At 32.4% G+C, this 18,189-nt stretch carries 17 protein-coding genes and 1 CRISPR repeat array; of the genes, 8 read left to right on the plus strand and 9 right to left on the minus strand.

All coding sequences use genetic code 11. The features are described 5' to 3' along the window. The first annotated feature begins 55 nt into the window (after window positions 1-55). Together MXE27_RS00950 and MXE27_RS00955 are read left to right on the plus strand one after the other, a co-directional pair. Window positions 56-1,288, plus strand: a complete 1,233-nt coding sequence (locus tag MXE27_RS00950) for a magnesium transporter MgtE N-terminal domain-containing protein (protein WP_248610598.1) — start codon at window positions 56-58, stop codon at window positions 1,286-1,288. Window positions 1,289-1,320: 32 nt separating this feature from the next. Then, window positions 1,321-2,580: an Nramp family divalent metal transporter gene (locus MXE27_RS00955; protein ID WP_248610512.1), complete on the plus strand. Its 1,260-nt coding sequence runs from the start codon at window positions 1,321-1,323 to the stop codon at window positions 2,578-2,580. 8 nt (window positions 2,581-2,588) lie between these two features. Here the strand turns inward: MXE27_RS00955 and MXE27_RS00960 are convergent, their stop codons facing one another. Continuing rightward, window positions 2,589-3,068: a hypothetical protein gene (locus tag MXE27_RS00960; protein WP_248610513.1), complete on the minus strand. Its 480-nt coding sequence runs from the start codon at window positions 3,066-3,068 to the stop codon at window positions 2,589-2,591. Between the two features lie 38 nt (window positions 3,069-3,106). Next, window positions 3,107-3,298 (minus strand): hypothetical protein, encoded by a 192-nt coding sequence (locus tag MXE27_RS00965; RefSeq protein ID WP_248610514.1) that lies wholly within the window; start codon window positions 3,296-3,298, stop codon window positions 3,107-3,109. A 384-nt stretch (window positions 3,299-3,682) separates the two neighbouring features. Between MXE27_RS00965 and MXE27_RS00970 the strand changes: the two genes are divergently transcribed. The 3 genes from MXE27_RS00970 (at window position 3,683) to MXE27_RS00980 (ending at window position 5,848) form a co-directional block, all read left to right on the plus strand. Continuing rightward, entirely contained in the window at window positions 3,683-4,201 is a 519-nt protein-coding gene (locus MXE27_RS00970) for a hypothetical protein (RefSeq protein WP_248610515.1), read from the plus strand. Window positions 4,202-4,219: 18 nt separating this feature from the next. Beyond that, window positions 4,220-4,993, plus strand: a complete 774-nt coding sequence (locus MXE27_RS00975; protein ID WP_248610516.1) for a CPBP family intramembrane glutamic endopeptidase — start codon at window positions 4,220-4,222, stop codon at window positions 4,991-4,993. A 102-nt stretch (window positions 4,994-5,095) separates the two neighbouring features. After that, window positions 5,096-5,848 carry a class I SAM-dependent methyltransferase gene (locus MXE27_RS00980; RefSeq protein ID WP_248610517.1) on the plus strand — a complete coding sequence of 251 codons (753 nt, stop codon included), beginning with the start codon at window positions 5,096-5,098 and terminating at the stop codon, window positions 5,846-5,848. A 270-nt stretch (window positions 5,849-6,118) separates the two neighbouring features. On the opposite strand, the gene MXE27_RS00985 is transcribed toward MXE27_RS00980, so the two are convergent. Together MXE27_RS00985 and MXE27_RS00990 are read right to left on the minus strand one after the other, a co-directional pair. Next, on the minus strand, window positions 6,119-6,784 hold the full coding sequence (locus MXE27_RS00985; protein ID WP_248610518.1) for an ABC transporter ATP-binding protein: 666 nt from the start codon (window positions 6,782-6,784) through the stop codon (window positions 6,119-6,121). Beyond that, a complete protein-coding gene (locus MXE27_RS00990; RefSeq protein ID WP_248610519.1) occupies window positions 6,777-7,928 on the minus strand; it encodes an ABC transporter permease in 1,152 nt (383 codons plus the stop codon). Before MXE27_RS00990 ends, MXE27_RS00985 begins: the two co-directional genes overlap by 8 nt. Window positions 7,929-8,224: 296 nt before the next feature. Between MXE27_RS00990 and MXE27_RS00995 the strand changes: the two genes are divergently transcribed. From MXE27_RS00995 to MXE27_RS01005, 3 genes are all read left to right on the plus strand, one after another. Continuing rightward, window positions 8,225-8,833, plus strand: coding sequence for a hypothetical protein (locus MXE27_RS00995; RefSeq protein WP_248610520.1), 609 nt, complete (start codon window positions 8,225-8,227; stop codon window positions 8,831-8,833). Window positions 8,834-8,929: 96 nt separating this feature from the next. Then, complete coding sequence (locus MXE27_RS01000; RefSeq protein WP_248610521.1) at window positions 8,930-9,550, plus strand: metal-dependent hydrolase; 621 nt, start codon at window positions 8,930-8,932, stop codon at window positions 9,548-9,550. A gap of 452 nt (window positions 9,551-10,002) precedes the next feature. Further along, window positions 10,003-10,533: a hypothetical protein gene (locus MXE27_RS01005; protein ID WP_248610522.1), complete on the plus strand. Its 531-nt coding sequence runs from the start codon at window positions 10,003-10,005 to the stop codon at window positions 10,531-10,533. Between the two features lie 356 nt (window positions 10,534-10,889). Continuing rightward, window positions 10,890-15,160: direct repeats of the CRISPR family, unit length 30 nt; unit sequence ATTTCAATCCCAATATGGTCTGATTTTAAC. Window positions 15,161-15,513: 353 nt separating this feature from the next. On the opposite strand, the gene cas2 is transcribed toward MXE27_RS01005, so the two are convergent. Genes cas2 through MXE27_RS01030 form a run of 5 tightly spaced genes read right to left on the minus strand, consistent with a single transcriptional unit; the run spans window position 15,514 to window position 17,990 of the window. Next, window positions 15,514-15,777, minus strand: coding sequence for a CRISPR-associated endonuclease Cas2 (cas2, locus tag MXE27_RS01010; RefSeq protein ID WP_248610523.1), 264 nt, complete (start codon window positions 15,775-15,777; stop codon window positions 15,514-15,516). 2 nt (window positions 15,778-15,779) lie between these two features. Then, on the minus strand, window positions 15,780-16,748 hold the full coding sequence (cas1b, locus tag MXE27_RS01015) for a type I-B CRISPR-associated endonuclease Cas1b (RefSeq protein WP_248610524.1): 969 nt from the start codon (window positions 16,746-16,748) through the stop codon (window positions 15,780-15,782). A 57-nt stretch (window positions 16,749-16,805) separates the two neighbouring features. After that, on the minus strand, window positions 16,806-17,321 hold the full coding sequence (gene cas4, locus MXE27_RS01020) for a CRISPR-associated protein Cas4 (protein WP_248610525.1): 516 nt from the start codon (window positions 17,319-17,321) through the stop codon (window positions 16,806-16,808). A 5-nt stretch (window positions 17,322-17,326) separates the two neighbouring features. Next, the gene (locus MXE27_RS01025; RefSeq protein ID WP_248610526.1) at window positions 17,327-17,695 is read right to left on the minus strand and encodes a HEPN domain-containing protein; all 369 of its coding nucleotides are present in this window, start codon (window positions 17,693-17,695) and stop codon (window positions 17,327-17,329) included. After that, on the minus strand, window positions 17,688-17,990 hold the full coding sequence (locus tag MXE27_RS01030) for a nucleotidyltransferase domain-containing protein (protein WP_248610527.1): 303 nt from the start codon (window positions 17,988-17,990) through the stop codon (window positions 17,688-17,690). The genes MXE27_RS01025 and MXE27_RS01030 overlap by 8 nt, the downstream gene beginning before the upstream one ends. Between the last annotated feature and the right edge of the window lie 199 nt (window positions 17,991-18,189).

Consider the following 18,189-nt stretch of genomic DNA (forward strand, 5'->3'; position numbering starts at 1 on the left):
GATCATTAATCTTTAATAATAATCCACATAAATTAAAGGAGGTGAGAGCTTGTACGTGAGTGAATTTATTAAGAAAACCATTGTTTCTCCAGATGGAGAAAAATTAGGCAAGTTGAAAGACTTACTGGTTTCATCAGATAATTCTTACCCAATTTTAAAGGCCTTGAGCATGGATACAACCGATAAAACTACGGTAACCATACCATGGAGATATGTAAAAGAAGTAAGCAAAGAATTAATTCTAAAAAAATCCCTTAGTGAAGTAAAAGAATATGATGTTAAAAAACAGGACATATATCTTTTAGAAGAAGTACTGGACCGACAAGTAGTAGATATTGAGGGTAAAAAAGTCAGACGAGTCAATGATATTAAGATATCTGCTAAAAATGGGCATTATCATATTATTGGAGTGGATATTGGATTTAGCAGTATTTTAAGAAGGTTGAGCCTGGGAAGATTAACCAAACTTGGTATAAGTGCCAGCGAAGACCTCATCTCCTGGAAGGATATTGACACTTTAAAAAGTGACTATGCTCAATTAAAATTAAAAGTACCTAAACAGAAAATTAAAAAGCTCCACCCCGCAGATATGGCTGAAATAGTGGATCAATTAGGACTTAATGAATCATTAACTATTTTAAACTCATTAGATGATGAATCAGCTGCAGATACCTTGGAAGAAGTTTCGCCTGAACGGCAGGTCTCTCTTTTAGAAGGTATGGAAAGTCAGCGCGCTGCAGAAATTTTGGATGAAATGTCCCCAGATGATGCTGCAGATGTCCTGGCAGACCTACCCGAAAAAAAAGCAGAGGAATTACTGGATTTAATGGAAGTCGAAGAAGCAAAAGATTTAAGGGAACTATTAGAATACCCCGAAAATACTGCTGGTGGAATAATGACCACCGAATTTGCTACAGTAAATCAGGACCTAACAGCTGAACAAGTAATGGATTCTCTTCGAGATATCGCTAAAGGTGTAGAAACCATTTATTATATATATGTACTGTCAAAAAATGGCGATTTAGTAGGGGTAACCTCACTCAGAGACATTTTGCTTGCAGACCCTCAATCCAATATTTCTGATTTCATGCATACCCACATTATTAAGGCAGACGTGCTATCAGATCAACATGATGTGGCTCAACAAATTGCCAAATATAATTTAATAGCCCTTCCGGTGGTTGAGAATGAAACCAAGCTTAAAGGCATAATTACAGTTGATGATGCCATAGATATTGTGCTCCCCACTGCCTGGAAAAAGAGAGTTCCCCGAATGTTCGGCAGATAAAAATTTTTAACCGCTAATAACACGGTGATAATATGGATTTTCGTATTTTTACCAGGATTTTCAAAAATCCTGCTCTTTTGAGTATTATAATTTTCCTCTCAGTAATGGGCCCTGGAATAATCACGGCCAATGTAGATAACGATGCAGGAGGCATAACCACTTATTCACTGGCAGGTTCACAATTTGGTTACACCCTGCTCTGGACTTTCATTCCCATGATAATAGCTTTAGCTGTTATTCAGGAAATGGGAGTTAGAATGGGAATTGTATCTGGAAAAGGGCTGGCAGATCTTATAAGGGAAAAAGTAGGTATTAAACTAACTTTTTTAATGATGGTGGCCTTGCTTCTGGCTAATTTTGGAAATGTTCTTGCTGAATTTTCAGGAATCGCAGTAAGTGCAGCCATATTCAACGTGCCACTTTTTGTAGCGTTGCCCCTATCTGCTCTTTTTGTTTGGCTCCTGGTAGTTAAAGGAAATTATAAAAGTGTAGAGAAAGTATTTTTACTTGCATCTTGTTTATATTTCTCATATATTATAGCGGGATTCTTATCACAGCCTGACTGGACCTTAGCTGCCCAAAATGTTTTAATACCCACCATAAGTACAGATCCAGACTATATTACTATGGTGATAGGCCTGGTAGGTACTACCATAGCCCCATGGATGATGTTTTATCTCCAGTCCTCTGTGGTTGAAAAAGGCATTAGTTTACAAAATCTAAAATATTCCAAGGCCGATGCCATAATTGGAGCCATAGTAGTCAATATTGTAGCATTTTTCATTGTCATAGCATGTGCTGCAACCATATATGGTAATGGAATAGAAGTAACAGATGTAGCGGATGTTTCAGAGGCCCTAGTACCCTTGGCAGGACAATACGCTAGCATATTATTCGCATTTGGATTTTTGAATGCGTCATTATTTGCTGCCAGTATTTTACCTCTTTCAACCGCATATTATGTCTGCGAAAGCCTTGGTTTTGAAGCAGGAGTGTCCAAAAGTTTTAAAGAAGCCCCCATATTCCACGGTCTTTATCTGGGGCTGATTGTATTGGCAGTTATAATAATTATGATACCGAATATACCATTATTGTCCATTTTATATCTATCACAAGTAGCAAACGGAATACTGCTGCCTTTTGTATTGATATTAATGCTCTTAATTATCAATGATAAAAAGGTAATGGGGGAACATGTGAATTCGAAATTATTTAATTTAATTGCCATAGCTACTGTAATAATTGTAATGGGGCTGAGTATCGGGTTGGTTGCAAGTTCATTAATGGCTTAAAAATAAGATCACCGCCAGTATAACCCCACTATTATAGCGAATACTATTATTAAAAGAATGATTAGTATCCCCGGATTAGATTCAACATAGGAAATAGTTCCTCTTTGGAATAAGTTTCTTATTAAATGTTGGCATCCTAATTCAATATATATGCATAATCCAAAGAGAATGGAATTCAATTTCAGTCTCTTTTTTTCTTTTTGAATAGATTTATATTCTTGATTAAAATCTTTTTCTGCGCTGCTTCCCAGAAAACCAGAGCCCAATTTATACATTTGAGAAATAAGTAGGGTGTCTTTGTAATTTTTTCTATATTTTGAAGCAGCCTTACGCCAGCTTTCACGTTTAGCTTCATGACTACAATTTTTATTCCCTGGAGAGCAATATTTTTGGTTAGGTGATTTTACCTCAAAAGGGTCTCCACACCAGTTACAATATTTAATTGTGGTGAATTGATTGCCCATGAATACCTCATATTTTATAGGCATTACATTAGGTTTTTCACCTTAAAAAGGATTTTGGTTGGTTATATAAAAACCCTGATCAAACCTACAGCATATATAATGGCAAAGATTATGCTGGAAAAAAACAAACCTGCAAAAACATATCCCAGTCTCTTTCTTTCCCCATCATCCAGGATTATTATGTCATCCAATTTATCGTTTTTAGTATTAGTTTTAGCAACTTTTTGCTGCTTTTTTCTTTTTTTACGGCTCAAATTATCACCAAATTTATAAAAAAATAAAAAAATAATTATTCAATCGGAGGTGAAAGAGAGATTATTCTAATCGCTCTCAATTATAACCATCATAATTTTATATAAATACCCTCAATAAAGTATTAATATGATCTGAAAACAATGTCGAGGATTTATTTATAATATTTTAATTAGCCTAATTTAATTGATAGTCAGGTGTTCTCTACATAAATGGGATTTATATGGTAAAATAAGATATATATCTAAAATAGTTTTATATGGATATATAAGGGAGGGGTTTCCAGCCTACGAACTAATTTTCATAGAAAAACTAAAAAATTGGATTTACATCAAGCCCTACTAATTAGAAAGGTTTGTTTATACTGAACTTAATAAAATGTATTTATGAGGCAAATAATGGTTACGGGAACAGAAATAACAACTATTTTAACTGGAAAAGACGCGCTAATCTTATTTTTTGGAGTTTATTTTACCCTTTTAATGAATTTAATCAGAAAGTACCGAACCTTTGATATGCAACTATTATTTTCAGCAAATAAGAAAAAGAAAAGACGTTATAAACGCAGGTTCGCAGTGGCCCTATTAATCATTGATATTCTGCCAGTTACGTGGTTACTGGTTTTGTATACATTTATGATCCCTGAAGCCACCGGACCCATACCCATAATGGCTGCGGCATTTGCATCATTATCTGTTTTAGGGTTTGTAAAAATTTTACATTCTATAATCGCCACTGAACGACATTTGCAGTTTTATACTGCTGAAGAATTTGAATATGTACTCTCACAATGGGGTCGTGAAAACGATGAGGACAACTCATTTAAAGCTCATTTTATATCAGGGATTTTTTATTTAATATTTTTCCCAACAATAGCTTATATAGTGAGTTTAATCCCATTATAAAAATAATGAGGTATTTAAATGAAAAAAGAATATATTCCACTTTCAGGATTTATAATCGCATTAGTTTTGACTGCTGTTGCGCCGATTTTAACCGGAAATAGTAATCTTCAAGTGACATTATTATTCCCCTTAATCTTAATTTTTGCCTACTGGACAAAAATGAATGCCGCCGAACTGGGATTAGTATTTGGTAAGAGAAAAGAATATCTGATTGCCATAGCCTACCCTTTAATCAGTGCACTTATAGTGATAACTTTAGCAACCATTTCTGGACATATAGGGCCAATTAATTTGAGTTTTACAGCTTTAATTGCATTTTTAGGGCTTTTTTTCACCACCCTAATTCTCACTGTTACTACTGAAGAAGGATTCTTTAGAGGATGGTTATTTGGGGTTATGGAGAAATATGAATTCTCTTCTAAATCAATAATATTATTAACTGCATTAGCATTTACCATCTGGCACATACCCCTATTTTTCATAGGTACTGGGATGGAAGGTGCTTATAATATGATACCTCTCTATTTAAGCACAGTATTTACTGGAGGGGCCATAATGGGTACTATACGTTATCGTTCAGGGTCTATAATTACCAGTTCCCTGTCCCACACAATATGGAACAGTGTTAATTACACATTATTTGGATTTGGAACATCTGTAGGTATCTTGGGGATAATGCCCATTAATATTTTTGATCCAGAACGAGGATATTTAGGATTAGTGATTAATGCCTTGTTTTTAATCATATTCTGGTATTACACATTCCATTTCCCCAAAAAATCTAACTCATAAATTCTTTTTATTTTGATAATAGTATTACGCCTAGAATCCTCTGAATTGGAAAAATACAAGTAGGGGTAATGAATATAATTACTTCAAGAGTAGTGAGATCAATTGCAGCCCAATAATTCTGAAAATAAAATATGGTTTTTAGGAAGAGGATTTGAAGAATATTTACAGATGTTCAATTTAAGATTAAACTACCTCCGGGAATGTAAAATATTGGATTGTAATGCTGGTGCGAGCTCTTTTGCAGCACATATGACCCAACAAGGTTTTGATGTGGTGGCTGCTGATATTTTATACAGTAAACATCCTGAAGAGATGAAAAAAGTATCGGAAAATGATTTCAGAACACTGATGGACGCCCACCATGGCCTGCAAGATAAAGTCGACTGGGGATTCTTTGAAGACCATGAACAAATGGCCCAGTACCGTATAAAAACTTATAAAGACTTTTCAAAGGATTATGAAAAAAATAAAGACACCAATTATGTTGAAGCAAAACTTCCCATGCTCCCTTTCCACGATAACACCTTTCATTTAGTATTATCATCACATTTGCTATTTTTATATGACGATCGATTAGATTATGATTTTCATCTGGAATCTATAAAAGAAATGATTAGAGTTAGTAGTCAGGAAGTTCGAATTTATCCTTTGGTACAGTTGAGAAATTCAAAAAAATCCGAATACGTGGAACAGATAATTAATGACTTATCCCCTGATTTTTCACTAGAAGTACATAAAGTAGATTACAAATTTAGACCCGGTGCTGATGAAATGTTATGCATCTCTAAAAAACCATGGACTAAATCAAGTTGTGGATTATATACTTTAGATGCTATTGAAGTTGAGGGAAAATAATATTATTTTATTAACTTGTTTACCACTCCTGCATATGAAAATTGAAGAAATCATTATTTTTTCACCAGACCATATATACCATACACCCAATAATCACTAATTTTAAAGATTTTTCAGATATAGTAAACATGATTGATATTACATGATTTTTTTTAAATGCCAAATTAAATTATAAATTATTAAAAAATAGCCATGCAAAAAAAAGAGGGCACTTATCGTATTATGAAAATATGTCGGAGGTTTAGCTGATAAGTGCCCTTTGTTAAATGGTTACATTGCAGTAATGCAACCATCTTTAACTTTGATTGTTCTATCTGCCTGATCTGCCACGTATTTTTCATGAGTCACTATAATCAAGGTTACATTCTCTTCACGGTGGATATTCTTTAGAACATCCAGAATAATGTCTCCAGTTTTTGAATCGAGGGCTCCTGTTGGCTCATCAGCAAGTATTATTGATGGGTGGTTAACCAGTGCTCTAGCAATGGCCACTCTTTGTCTTTCCCCCCCAGATAACTTTGTGGGGAATTGATGGATTTTAGATCCCAGATTTAATGATTCCAGTATCTCATTGGCTCGTTTAACCATCTCTTCATCAGACATGTCTGTTTGTATCATGGGTATTTGAACATTTTCACTGACAGTTAAATTAGGTATGAGGTTGTGCAGCTGGAATATGAAACCTATCTCTGTGGATCTAAACTGGCTGAAATCTTTGTTCTCCATTAGATCATTACCTGCAACTTTAATTGATCCTTCATCTGCCTGGTCCAAGGCACCAATCATATTTAGAAGAGTTGATTTTCCAGACCCAGAGGGGCCTACAATAGAAACAAACTCTCCTTTTTCTATTTGTAAGTCAACTCCACTTAAAGCGATTATATTGCCCTGGTCATAATGTTTCTGCAGATTTTTAATTTCTATAATATTATTCATAACGCAACGCCTCGGTAGGTGCTAATTTAGAAGCTCTGTAAGCAGGGTATAATCCCCCGATTATTCCCATTAATATTCCAATAATTAATGCTTTTAGGAATAATGTGGCAGAGTATGCCGGCTGGATAAATGGAATCAAGTTGGTCATGCTTAATAATTCAACGCATCCCACTCCTATTATTATCCCAATAACCGAGGCTATTACTGCCATTACCACCGATTCAGCAATGATCATCAATAGAACTGATTGTTTAGGCCATCCCACCGCTTTTAAAACTCCTATTTCGCGGGTTCGTTCACTAACAGATTTAACCATGGTTATTACCACAACTATCCCCCCAATAAGGATAGCTAGAAGTGAAACTGCCCATGCCCCAGTATTTATGATGTCAAGGCCTTGGTTCATTCTTTGCATCCCGGATAATGAGGTGGTGGTTGTAAGGTTGCTGTATTTATTTTCAATGGTTTCTGCCAAGCTGTTAGCATTGCTGCTGTCACTTGCCTTTACCAGGATAAAAGAAACTTTTCCCGTGTTATTGGTCAAATCCTGAAGTGAAGATAATGACATTATAATACCACCATCCTGCATGGTATCTCCAGTTTCATATATTCCTACCACTTCAAAGCTTTTATTAGAGATACTTACTGAATCCCCAATAGTTTTATTTAAACTGTTTGCAGCAGTTTTACCAATTATAACTTCATCTGAAGAAGAATACGTGGTACCGTTGGTTACTTCCACATCTTCCATTTCCAGATTCTGAGAATCTATTCCTAAAATAGTGATGGGCATTTGCATGCTGGCTTGATTTGGGCCTTGAGTACTTGATTGATCTGTTTGGTTAGTGCTATTAGTACTATCATCAAACATATTGGACCTTAAAACTCCAGTGACACTCTCTACTCCAGAAATACTTGCTATTTCATCTACCGTTGTTTGATTTATCAATTGTTGGCTGGATCCTCCCGGTCCACCCTGCATACCTCCTCCCTGGCCCTGACCTTGTCCCGGGCCAGAACTGACTGCAACAACAGAAAAATCTGCTGCACCTTCGGTTAAGGCGTTTTGTGTAGATTCAGAAAGTCCGTCTGTAATCAGACCCAAACCCAGAATAGTGGCTATCCCTATAGCAATACCTAGCATTGCTAAGGAGCTCCGGGTTTTATTTCTGAAAATGTTTTTTATAATTAAATTTCTAAATTGCATGCTCCTTTTTCTAAAAAAGACCTTAAAAATAATTTTTCCCAATTTAAGCCCACTTTCACCCGAATCATACAACAATTATACAATAATTGGACCCTAAGGATGAATAAAAAATAGTTTATTTTCACCAATATGAAAAAATTCAAAGAGCAATAAAACACCGAAAACAAAAAAACACTCATTAACAATTTCACACTTGAACAATGTTTTTATATTCATTTTTAATAAGTAATATTATGAATTTAATACAAATTACCCGGAGCATAGGTGAAGGTCAAAATTTGTTATTTTACGATAGAGACGTTCAAAAAGTCTACCTTGAATTAAATTCAAAATATAATTGTATATTCTTTAATGAACCAGTCCCCCTAAAAGTAAGAGTCATAGAATGTATTGAAACTGTTGTTAGAAAAAAAGAAGCTTCCTTAAAAAAATTTACTACCGCAGAACTAATTAAAATACTTCTAGCAAAATTAAATTCAAATAAGTTAATCATACTTTTTAATGGATTTCATTTATTAAATAGGCAAGCAGTTAGTTCTCTGCAGGAATTAAATAACCACACCAATATTATGTTTATCTGCAGCTTTAATAAGGAATTTAAAAGTGAAGTTTATGGATTTTATAAAACATTCCAATTAGTTAATATGGAAGAATATCGATTAGAAACTGGTCAAGACGAAATAAACATTACTTATCCAGTTTATTTTATATTTGGAGTTATAGCATTTTTAATTTTTCTTAAAGCCAGTTCTCTTGCCAATGTTAGTGCAACAATACTCGGGGCTTTATGGTTTGGATTAATCATTTTTAGAACCATGGTTTATGTAGGAGGTAGGCCATGAATCTTAAAATTAAAAAGTAGAGAAATTAAAGGCACGGAGGCTGAAAATGGAGAATAAATGCAATAAGCACGATTTACACATTTATGGTGGCCAAAAATGAAATTTTACACCCATATTGCAGGAGGAATATTCTTTTTTCTCCTGCTATCTTTCCCATTGAATATTACAAGCCCCATGCCGGGTATTTTATTTGCAGCCTGGAGTTCTATTTTCCCTAATTCACTGGATAAAATTACAGGGACCCGTCGTAATTGGGGTCATTCCTTAATCTGGATAATACCTATAGGCGTGGTGACCATCTATAGCAGCGAGATAGCATTATCTTTAATAATTGGATTTTTATCCCACATTATTCTAGATTGTTTCACAGTTTATGGATCTCCTGTTTTTTATCCTTTTAAAAAATCAGGATTCGTATGTTTAAATAAAAAAATGAGATTTAAAACTGGTGCAAAGCCTGACAAAACAGTATTCCTATTTTTAACTTTGATGATATGTAGCGTGGTATTTCTTAGTTCAGGCATATACGAGCTATTTCCTAATAATTCACTCCAAGCCGCTTCTGCTGCAGAAGAAGGAAATTCAAGCGGAATGGAAAAAAATAATATCTATCTAAATTTAAAATTGGATGAAAATTGCAACAAAAACATTACTCTGGAAAAAGTGAATGAAAACAAAACCCAAATCATTATCCAGGATATTGAGTCGCATGTTTAAATTTATTATTCAGTCTCCACGACTGCATTACCTATAATACCCTAATATACGTACTTAACCCCTGAAACAATCGGATTTAGCTTGAATAAGCCCACATATATTACTAAATTAGGAACAAGTAGTAAAATTTAAATATATTATTATTTTATTATAAAATAGTATTATTGGAGGTGATAAAATCTGATAAAATAAATTGAAAAATCATCATTTAATAACGTTGCCTCGCATTATATAGCCTCAAATATACCAATATCCAATAATACGTTTTAAATGATGATAGGTTTAAAGGAATATAGAAATTTCCTATTAAGCCCAAAAAAATGACTTTGTAAAGTTAACCAAGCTAAAATGATAATAAAAGTTTAATTGGTGAATTAAAACCCCCTTAACCAATTAAACCTGTTTATTTTTTTAAAATGAATGTGAAACCCAGTTTAATGAGGGGCGTAAGTATGAAAATAAAAGATAATAAGGTTACCATTAATGCAAAATGCCTGCCAACTTCAAGGGAAATTATTAAAACCAGCGAATACTCTTATGGGGAAGGCATTGATTTTTTTGCAAATATTTTGAATGATAAAAAAGAAAGAACAGAGACTTTTCTAAAATTAATTGATGGCGAGCTCCATGAACTTAATTTAAAACTTGAAAAAATTAAAATGGAAATACTCGCCATGGAAATGCTTCAGAATAAGCTATTAAAAGAGAGAATATCCCATAATAAAAGACACATTAATTCTGATCATATTTTTAACGAAGAGGCATTGGATTTAAACAATGATAATGGCAGTTATGCTCCCAGCTCCATACAAGATGAAAAAATTAACGAGTCAGTTAACACTATTTTAAACATTGCCCAGCGTTTCCAATGCGACCCTTTAGAAGTAGATCGATTCACCGGGACAAAAACCATTAATTTCCATGCTAATAAGTGTAAAATAAGCGTCTATGAATTAAAAAAGTATTTAAACTTAAATAAATAATTTTAATCTTTAGATCAGCACAGGTAATGCTCCCTTAAATATCAATCATTAGTATATTATAATCCCCTGAAAAATAATAGGAAATGCATAAGAATATATATTATTATATTAATATTACTCTATGCCCATAATTAGTAAATCAGAGAAATTGATAAAAATGGAAAATTTGACTCCGGATAGTCAAATGCATTTATTATATATAACTGGTTAAATATATTTCGAACATTTAAATAAATGATACTCCGTCATTTAATTGGAAGAAGATTGTCTTCCAAACAGCATATTACATAATCCAGAATAGCCCATTTAAAATCAATATCTCTGATCTATATGGGTCATTTTTTTTATGAATTAATAATTTAAGCAAGATATGGTCTGATTTTAACCGCAATAATTGCCCGCGCCTATTATGCTTGCATAATTACTTCAATCCCAATATGGTCTGATTTTAACGAATAATTTAATTCGAGGTAATTATTACTCAGGCAAATTTCAATCCCAATATGGTCTGATTTTAACTCTGTGAATAAAGTTAGTTTAAAAGGAGTAATATGTATTTCAATCCCAATATGGTCTGATTTTAACTCGGTGAAATCAAAAAAGTCATGGTTGGAGCCCGTATATTTCAATCCCAATATGGTCTGATTTTAACAAAAACAAGACTATAATGGCAGATATAAATCTGTTATATTTCAATCCCAATATGGTCTGATTTTAACCATTCACCATAATATCATCCTCAATTAATTTATCATTTCAATCCCAATATGGTCTGATTTTAACAAAATCATTCAAAGCAACACTATCCGCAATAGGAAAATTTCAATCCCAATATGGTCTGATTTTAACCTTTATATAATGGTTTATCATTATAATCTGGATTATATTTCAATCCCAATATGGTCTGATTTTAACATCAACACTATTATTGTCTCCCCAAACATTATCGAGATTTCAATCCCAATATGGTCTGATTTTAACAAAAAAAACAAGAACGCATATTAACCAAATTAGAAAAATTTCAATCCCAATATGGTCTGATTTTAACCTGGTTATCTAAATCAGGTAATAACATATATGGTGAATTTCAATCCCAATATGGTCTGATTTTAACAATCCAACCCTTTAATTCAGTTGCTTTTACTTTCTCATTTCAATCCCAATATGGTCTGATTTTAACAATACTGATTCAATCTCAAATGGTGTGTGATGTTTCTATTTCAATCCCAATATGGTCTGATTTTAACTCCTTTAGTAATTTTGTTAATTGTAGTGGTATGTTCATTTCAATCCCAATATGGTCTGATTTTAACTTTTAAAACAGGGTCTGCTCCTCCATTTCTGTCGTAATTTCAATCCCAATATGGTCTGATTTTAACGTTAATAATCCACAGTACACTATAACACATACAAACATTTCAATCCCAATATGGTCTGATTTTAACTCAGTTATGGAATCAAGCCATACAACAAATCATAGACGTTTCAATCCCAATATGGTCTGATTTTAACATAATACGTATAATGCATAAGGAGCTATGCCTTCGTCATTTCAATCCCAATATGGTCTGATTTTAACTTTAACTATGAAACTTTGAGCGCCCATGTTTTCTTATTTCAATCCCAATATGGTCTGATTTTAACACCAATCCAAATAAAAATTTCCATGCAATAATTCTTATTTCAATCCCAATATGGTCTGATTTTAACTCCAACTCATCATTAGACCATTCTTTTAACATTAAAATTTCAATCCCAATATGGTCTGATTTTAACGAGACATCACAGGACCAGATAAACAAACAGATTATAAATTTCAATCCCAATATGGTCTGATTTTAACAAGTGCGGCAGTTACTCATGCTACCACTCCCACGCAGATTTCAATCCCAATATGGTCTGATTTTAACGAATCTAGTTAAAGTATCAGTATCATATTTAACTGAATTTCAATCCCAATATGGTCTGATTTTAACCAGTACCGGAACAGTCACAGTATCTAATATAAAAGCTATTTCAATCCCAATATGGTCTGATTTTAACATATTGAAGGTGAATTTTACTATGATTCAAAGGTTCAATTTCAATCCCAATATGGTCTGATTTTAACGATGAAGACCTAGATGGGTTAATGCAAGGTGAGCCCGATTTCAATCCCAATATGGTCTGATTTTAACAAAAACCAGCGTAACCATCACCTGTTACCCTAAAAAAATTTCAATCCCAATATGGTCTGATTTTAACTTTAATCACCTCTCGCACATGTGAAATATTTATAAAAATTTCAATCCCAATATGGTCTGATTTTAACTTCTTTGAACTCCTTATCATAAGAGATGATATTAATATTTCAATCCCAATATGGTCTGATTTTAACTACATCAAACCCTGCTGCTAGGATTTCTATTACTCATTTCAATCCCAATATGGTCTGATTTTAACTAACCTTCCTTTTAGTTGATTTAAATCCTCTATTTTATTTCAATCCCAATATGGTCTGATTTTAACTAATTTTTACATGGAGAGAAAATAATGACAAAGGAAATTTCAATCCCAATATGGTCTGATTTTAACATTCAATATAGATTCAAATGATGTGGGTAAATAAATCGATTTCAATCCCAATATGGTCTGATTTTAACTAGATTAGATAATACAAGTTTAATAGCAACAATAGAATTTCAATCCCAATATGGTCTGATTTTAACATATGAAAGCTTTCAAGTGCCTAAAAATTACTGAGATATTTCAATCCCAATATGGTCTGATTTTAACGAGCTATGCCTTCGTCAGGTGCAACTATATAAGTTAAATTTCAATCCCAATATGGTCTGATTTTAACCGGACTAATGGTGACCGAGATCAAAGGATTAAGGAGCTATTTCAATCCCAATATGGTCTGATTTTAACTCAACCCATTCAACGCATATATTACTTTTTCACAAATTTCAATCCCAATATGGTCTGATTTTAACAATGAAGGATATATCTTAATTTATTTTTTTATTTTTATTTCAATCCCAATATGGTCTGATTTTAACCAGTACCATCCACATTTATTGCTTCAGAATTGAAATTTCAATCCCAATATGGTCTGATTTTAACTTTCTATTAGTCCACTTACATTGAATGATTTGGTTTATTTCAATCCCAATATGGTCTGATTTTAACAATTCTTATCAAAAAAAATATATATAATATATGTTTAATTTCAATCCCAATATGGTCTGATTTTAACGTTATTATTAATATATGTTATTAAAACCTTGTCCCCATTTCAATCCCAATATGGTCTGATTTTAACAAACTATTTTGATGAGGTTTTACGTACTAAAACAATTTCAATCCCAATATGGTCTGATTTTAACGCCTTTGTCAAGTATAGATAAGAGTCTTAATTCTAAATTTCAATCCCAATATGGTCTGATTTTAACATCATCATAAGCATCACTAGTTCTCGTAAAAATGAGATTTCAATCCCAATATGGTCTGATTTTAACCATTAATCTGGTTAGATTTAATTAGTTCAATAATATCATTTCAATCCCAATATGGTCTGATTTTAACTATCCCTCATAAAAAAATAAATGAGATTAAATATCATTTCAATCCCAATATGGTCTGATTTTAACTTGTAATGGCCTTTGCATTTGTGGAACATAAACTGGTATTTCAATCCCAATATGGTCTGATTTTAACAACAGATAAAGGATACTTGGATGTATGAAGCGAAAATTTCAATCCCAATATGGTCTGATTTTAACATTGAAAATAGAGCCATATCCTATTTTCTCAGGTTCATTTCAATCCCAATATGGTCTGATTTTAACTTTCAATTTCATGACTAAGAATTGCCATGGTTATTTTGATTTCAATCCCAATATGGTCTGATTTTAACTTTCCCCTGGTGCTAATTTACCATAAGGTTGGATTGTATTTCAATCCCAATATGGTCTGATTTTAACTATTTTCACTTGTTAGGTTATTCTCACATACTCCGTATTTCAATCCCAATATGGTCTGATTTTAACCAATTTCCCGATACCCATGGAGAATTAAATTATAGTATTTCAATCCCAATATGGTCTGATTTTAACATTCCTTCCGTCACTTTTAGATCCGTATTTATGTTTCATTTCAATCCCAATATGGTCTGATTTTAACTGTTGTAGTGGTATGCAACAAGCATTTAATTATAATTCATTTCAATCCCAATATGGTCTGATTTTAACTCTATATCCTCCTTTGCGTTCAGCTTCTGTAATCTTATTTCAATCCCAATATGGTCTGATTTTAACTCAGATATACAAAACGAGATAGATAATTTCATGTCCATTTCAATCCCAATATGGTCTGATTTTAACAAACAAGGTATTGTAAATCATCATCAGTACTATCATTTCAATCCCAATATGGTCTGATTTTAACCAAGTACCAACCGGCCCGTTTATGTGTGATGAAGAAATTTCAATCCCAATATGGTCTGATTTTAACAGGAAGAATTAGGCTTTGATGATGTAATTAAAGCTAATTTCAATCCCAATATGGTCTGATTTTAACCTCAAAAACAGTGTAAGGATTATTGTCTTCAAAGTCCATTTCAATCCCAATATGGTCTGATTTTAACAGGCTGGAAATTTAGCCTATTTTGGTTTATATCTATTAATATTGTTGCTTTCGAGTGTATAATTTTATCGATCTAATATTTTGTATTTCTTTTATATGAAAAGACGCCAGTTAAATAACAATGTTTACTATGATTAATTATTTAAAAAGGACTTATTTATTAAAAAATAAAATATTTCTTGGATAAATATTCTAAAATCATTTTTCAGGCCTCATTTCGAACTAAGAAAAGAAAAATTAAATAAAATTGTTTAAGTAAATTATGAAAATTTTCTCAAAAACGATTTGATAAAACGTATTTATCAGTTAATTTAAAAGATTATGACCCCATAAATAGAAATCTAAAGTTTTTAATCATAGTATCCCATCAATAGGTGCTTTTTCAATGCCCATCACTTTTCTTTTAAAAGCTTTCTCTGTCCTAAATGAATAAATTATCACAGAATCCTCATCTTTTTCAATTATATCATTAATGCCCATTTTGATCTCTTCAAATTCGCTGACCGTTACTTCTCCTTCAAAGACAGAATTCTGTATCCAGTATAAGTGTGTACGTAGAAATCCTTTTACTTTATTAACTCGCTCTACTTTGATATCGTAGACAATGATTAGATACATATCTACCACCACATGACAAAAGGTTTATACTCTTTAGAACCTAAAAGGTGTTTTATCATTTTATATGCCTCTAGACGAATTAATCGGCGATAAGAAACATTTTTATTTAATTCCCTGTGCTTTATGGTCTTTTTGAGCCGTTTGTCATATTCTTTTAGGAAAACTTTCCGGCCATTTTCATTTAAAAGACAATATTCCATGTCTTTTTCAAAATCATTTTCATTTAACATCCTCTTTTTAACAAGATATAAAATCAAGCGATCCACCAGAATTGGCTTGAATATTTCACTAAGATCCAAAGATAAAGAATATCTTCGCTCAGATGGTTCATGCAAATAGGAAATAGTGGGATTGAGCTGAGTATTATAAATCTCAGATAATGTTGTTGAGTAAATCAAAGAATTGCCAAAACTTATCAGAGAATTTATCATATTTTCAGGCGGTCTTCTACTTCTTTTGCCAATTTGAAAATCTTCAGGAAGTATTTCGTCCAGGCGACCATAATAATCTGCCCTGATTCTCCCCTCAACATTCATAATTTCCGTTATTACATCACAATCTGTTAATTCACTTAATATTTCTTTTATAGGGTTATCTACATTATAATAGGCTAAAACTTTCATCATGTTTTTGGCTGCGCCTTCTACAAATTTCTTAGCCAAGATTATCCTTTTTTCAAAATCTAAAAAGTGTTCCGCTTGTTTAACTAAAAGATCACCAGATAAGAGAGTTTCTCTAGGATAAAAACTACCACTGTAAAATCCATAGTAATTAAAAAAATGAATAGGGATTCCTTCTTTAGCCAGCAGATTAACTACTTGAGAAGAAAAACTTAAAGACCCATAGGCATAGATAGAATAAATCTTATTTATAGGTAAAGGTTTTTTATTGTCCTTGTTTATGAAATAAACCGTGTTTTCGCGTCTTTTTAGGATACCATCCGACATTAAATAATAATTTTTTCTTGTCATCTTAAGTTAAATATCTGATCAATTATATCACTAAAAATCCCACTACCCCCAATATAATTAAACCCAGCATAATTCAAAATAGGCGCACTTTCGACAAAATGGTTTTTTTATTGGTTTGGGAAGATCACTCGCTACGATTTCTTTGATCTTTTCAAATATTTCCTCTAGCTTATATTCCTTATCACTTGTGAGCTCAAATTCCTGTTTTTTGCGAATTTTAGGATAATCAATAAATCCCTTAGTATTAGATATTCCTTTCTCATGCTTGAGATAATATAAGTAATATAAAAGCTGGAATTCATGGGCTTTTTCCATTTTAGTGCTCTTTTTAACCTCATGAATTTCTAAAAAATCTCCTTTCCTGATGAAATCCATGTTGACAATATTGTCCAAGGCAAAGTCACGATGTTCTCGTTTATAAGAATTTTTATGGATTATCTTACCTAAAGAAACCAGTTCAGATTCCTGTTCCATCTGAATATTATGAGAAAAGAACCATAGTTTGGTATGACAAATAAAAAAGTAGTTTATTTGGGTTCCTCTAATTTGGAGGTGCTGTTTTTGGGAGGGCATAATACTTACAAAAGTAATTCACATTCATCTAAAAATAATTCTGCGCCTTTAATTATAGTTTTGGCCTCATTTTCACCAATTTTAGAAAATAAACCATAATCTGCTTCTTCCCTATCTTCCTGTGCACGGGCAAGTAAATCAAATAGTTCTTTTTTAAATTCATTATTCTTCACAAATTCCATTCCAAACTGAGAAATCAATCCTCTATGAGTTTTGGGATGAATATTTTTTCTAAGCAATAATGCTTTGGCCGCGAAGAACATTGCATAATATGCCCTACTTACAGAATCATTATAAAATTCATTCTCAAATAGATTTTTAGCCGCTTCCAACTTTTCATGAGCATTTTCTAAAAGAATTATCCTTTCATCCAATGACTACACCTTCTTCAGTTATAGTGGAAATAAAATGAGTATTTTTAAGAGTATCATATTCTTTTTGAGAAATAACCTTAGCAGAGATATAGGCTCCCTGCTCAAGTAAAACATCTGTGATTTTACCCATTATTTTATCCTTTGTTTCGTCTTTTTTTGTGGAAACAATAAGTATGTCAATATCTGAGTCTTTATTATCGTCACCACGGGCTACCGAACCAAATAAGATTATTTTTTTTATTTCAGGATAATCTAAAGAATTCGAGAATTCTATGGCTAATTTTCTTCGGTTCATTTTAATCACATATATGTTTACTTAATTTTATGTACTCCAGATTAATTAAAATATTTTTATCATTTTTTAGTTACTTCATGGAGTCACTACATTTTCCATCCAGTGGAAGTCTTTAACATCATAAGTAACCAGTTTACCGTTTAATTATTCTTAACTCCAGTTTCAACCTATTCTACTATTGTTTTTTCAATATCCTCAA

This window comes from Methanobacterium alcaliphilum (assembly GCF_023227715.1).
Taxonomy (GTDB): Archaea; Methanobacteriota; Methanobacteria; order Methanobacteriales; family Methanobacteriaceae; genus Methanobacterium_E; species Methanobacterium_E alcaliphilum.

Bases quoted from the DNA above. Each gene is read 5' to 3' on its own strand.
- MXE27_RS00955 (WP_248610512.1), top strand. From the start codon at position 1,321: ATGGATTTTCGTATTTTTACCAGGATTTTCAAAAATCCTGCTCTTTTG.
- MXE27_RS00960 (WP_248610513.1), bottom strand. From the start codon at position 3,068: ATGCCTATAAAATATGAGGTATTCATGGGCAATCAATTCACCACAATT.
- MXE27_RS00970 (WP_248610515.1), top strand. From the start codon at position 3,683: ATGAGGCAAATAATGGTTACGGGAACAGAAATAACAACTATTTTAACT.
- MXE27_RS00975 (WP_248610516.1), top strand. From the start codon at position 4,220: ATGAAAAAAGAATATATTCCACTTTCAGGATTTATAATCGCATTAGTT.
- MXE27_RS00985 (WP_248610518.1), bottom strand. From the start codon at position 6,784: ATGAATAATATTATAGAAATTAAAAATCTGCAGAAACATTATGACCAG.
- MXE27_RS00990 (WP_248610519.1), bottom strand. From the start codon at position 7,928: ATGCTAGGTATTGCTATAGGGATAGCCACTATTCTGGGTTTGGGTCTG.
- MXE27_RS00995 (WP_248610520.1), top strand. From the start codon at position 8,225: ATGAATTTAATACAAATTACCCGGAGCATAGGTGAAGGTCAAAATTTG.
- MXE27_RS01000 (WP_248610521.1), top strand. From the start codon at position 8,930: ATGAAATTTTACACCCATATTGCAGGAGGAATATTCTTTTTTCTCCTG.
- MXE27_RS01005 (WP_248610522.1), top strand. From the start codon at position 10,003: ATGAAAATAAAAGATAATAAGGTTACCATTAATGCAAAATGCCTGCCA.
- cas2 (WP_248610523.1), bottom strand. From the start codon at position 15,777: ATGTATCTAATCATTGTCTACGATATCAAAGTAGAGCGAGTTAATAAA.
- cas1b (WP_248610524.1), bottom strand. From the start codon at position 16,748: ATGACAAGAAAAAATTATTATTTAATGTCGGATGGTATCCTAAAAAGA.
- cas4 (WP_248610525.1), bottom strand. From the start codon at position 17,321: ATGCCCTCCCAAAAACAGCACCTCCAAATTAGAGGAACCCAAATAAAC.
- MXE27_RS01030 (WP_248610527.1), bottom strand. From the start codon at position 17,990: ATGAACCGAAGAAAATTAGCCATAGAATTCTCGAATTCTTTAGATTAT.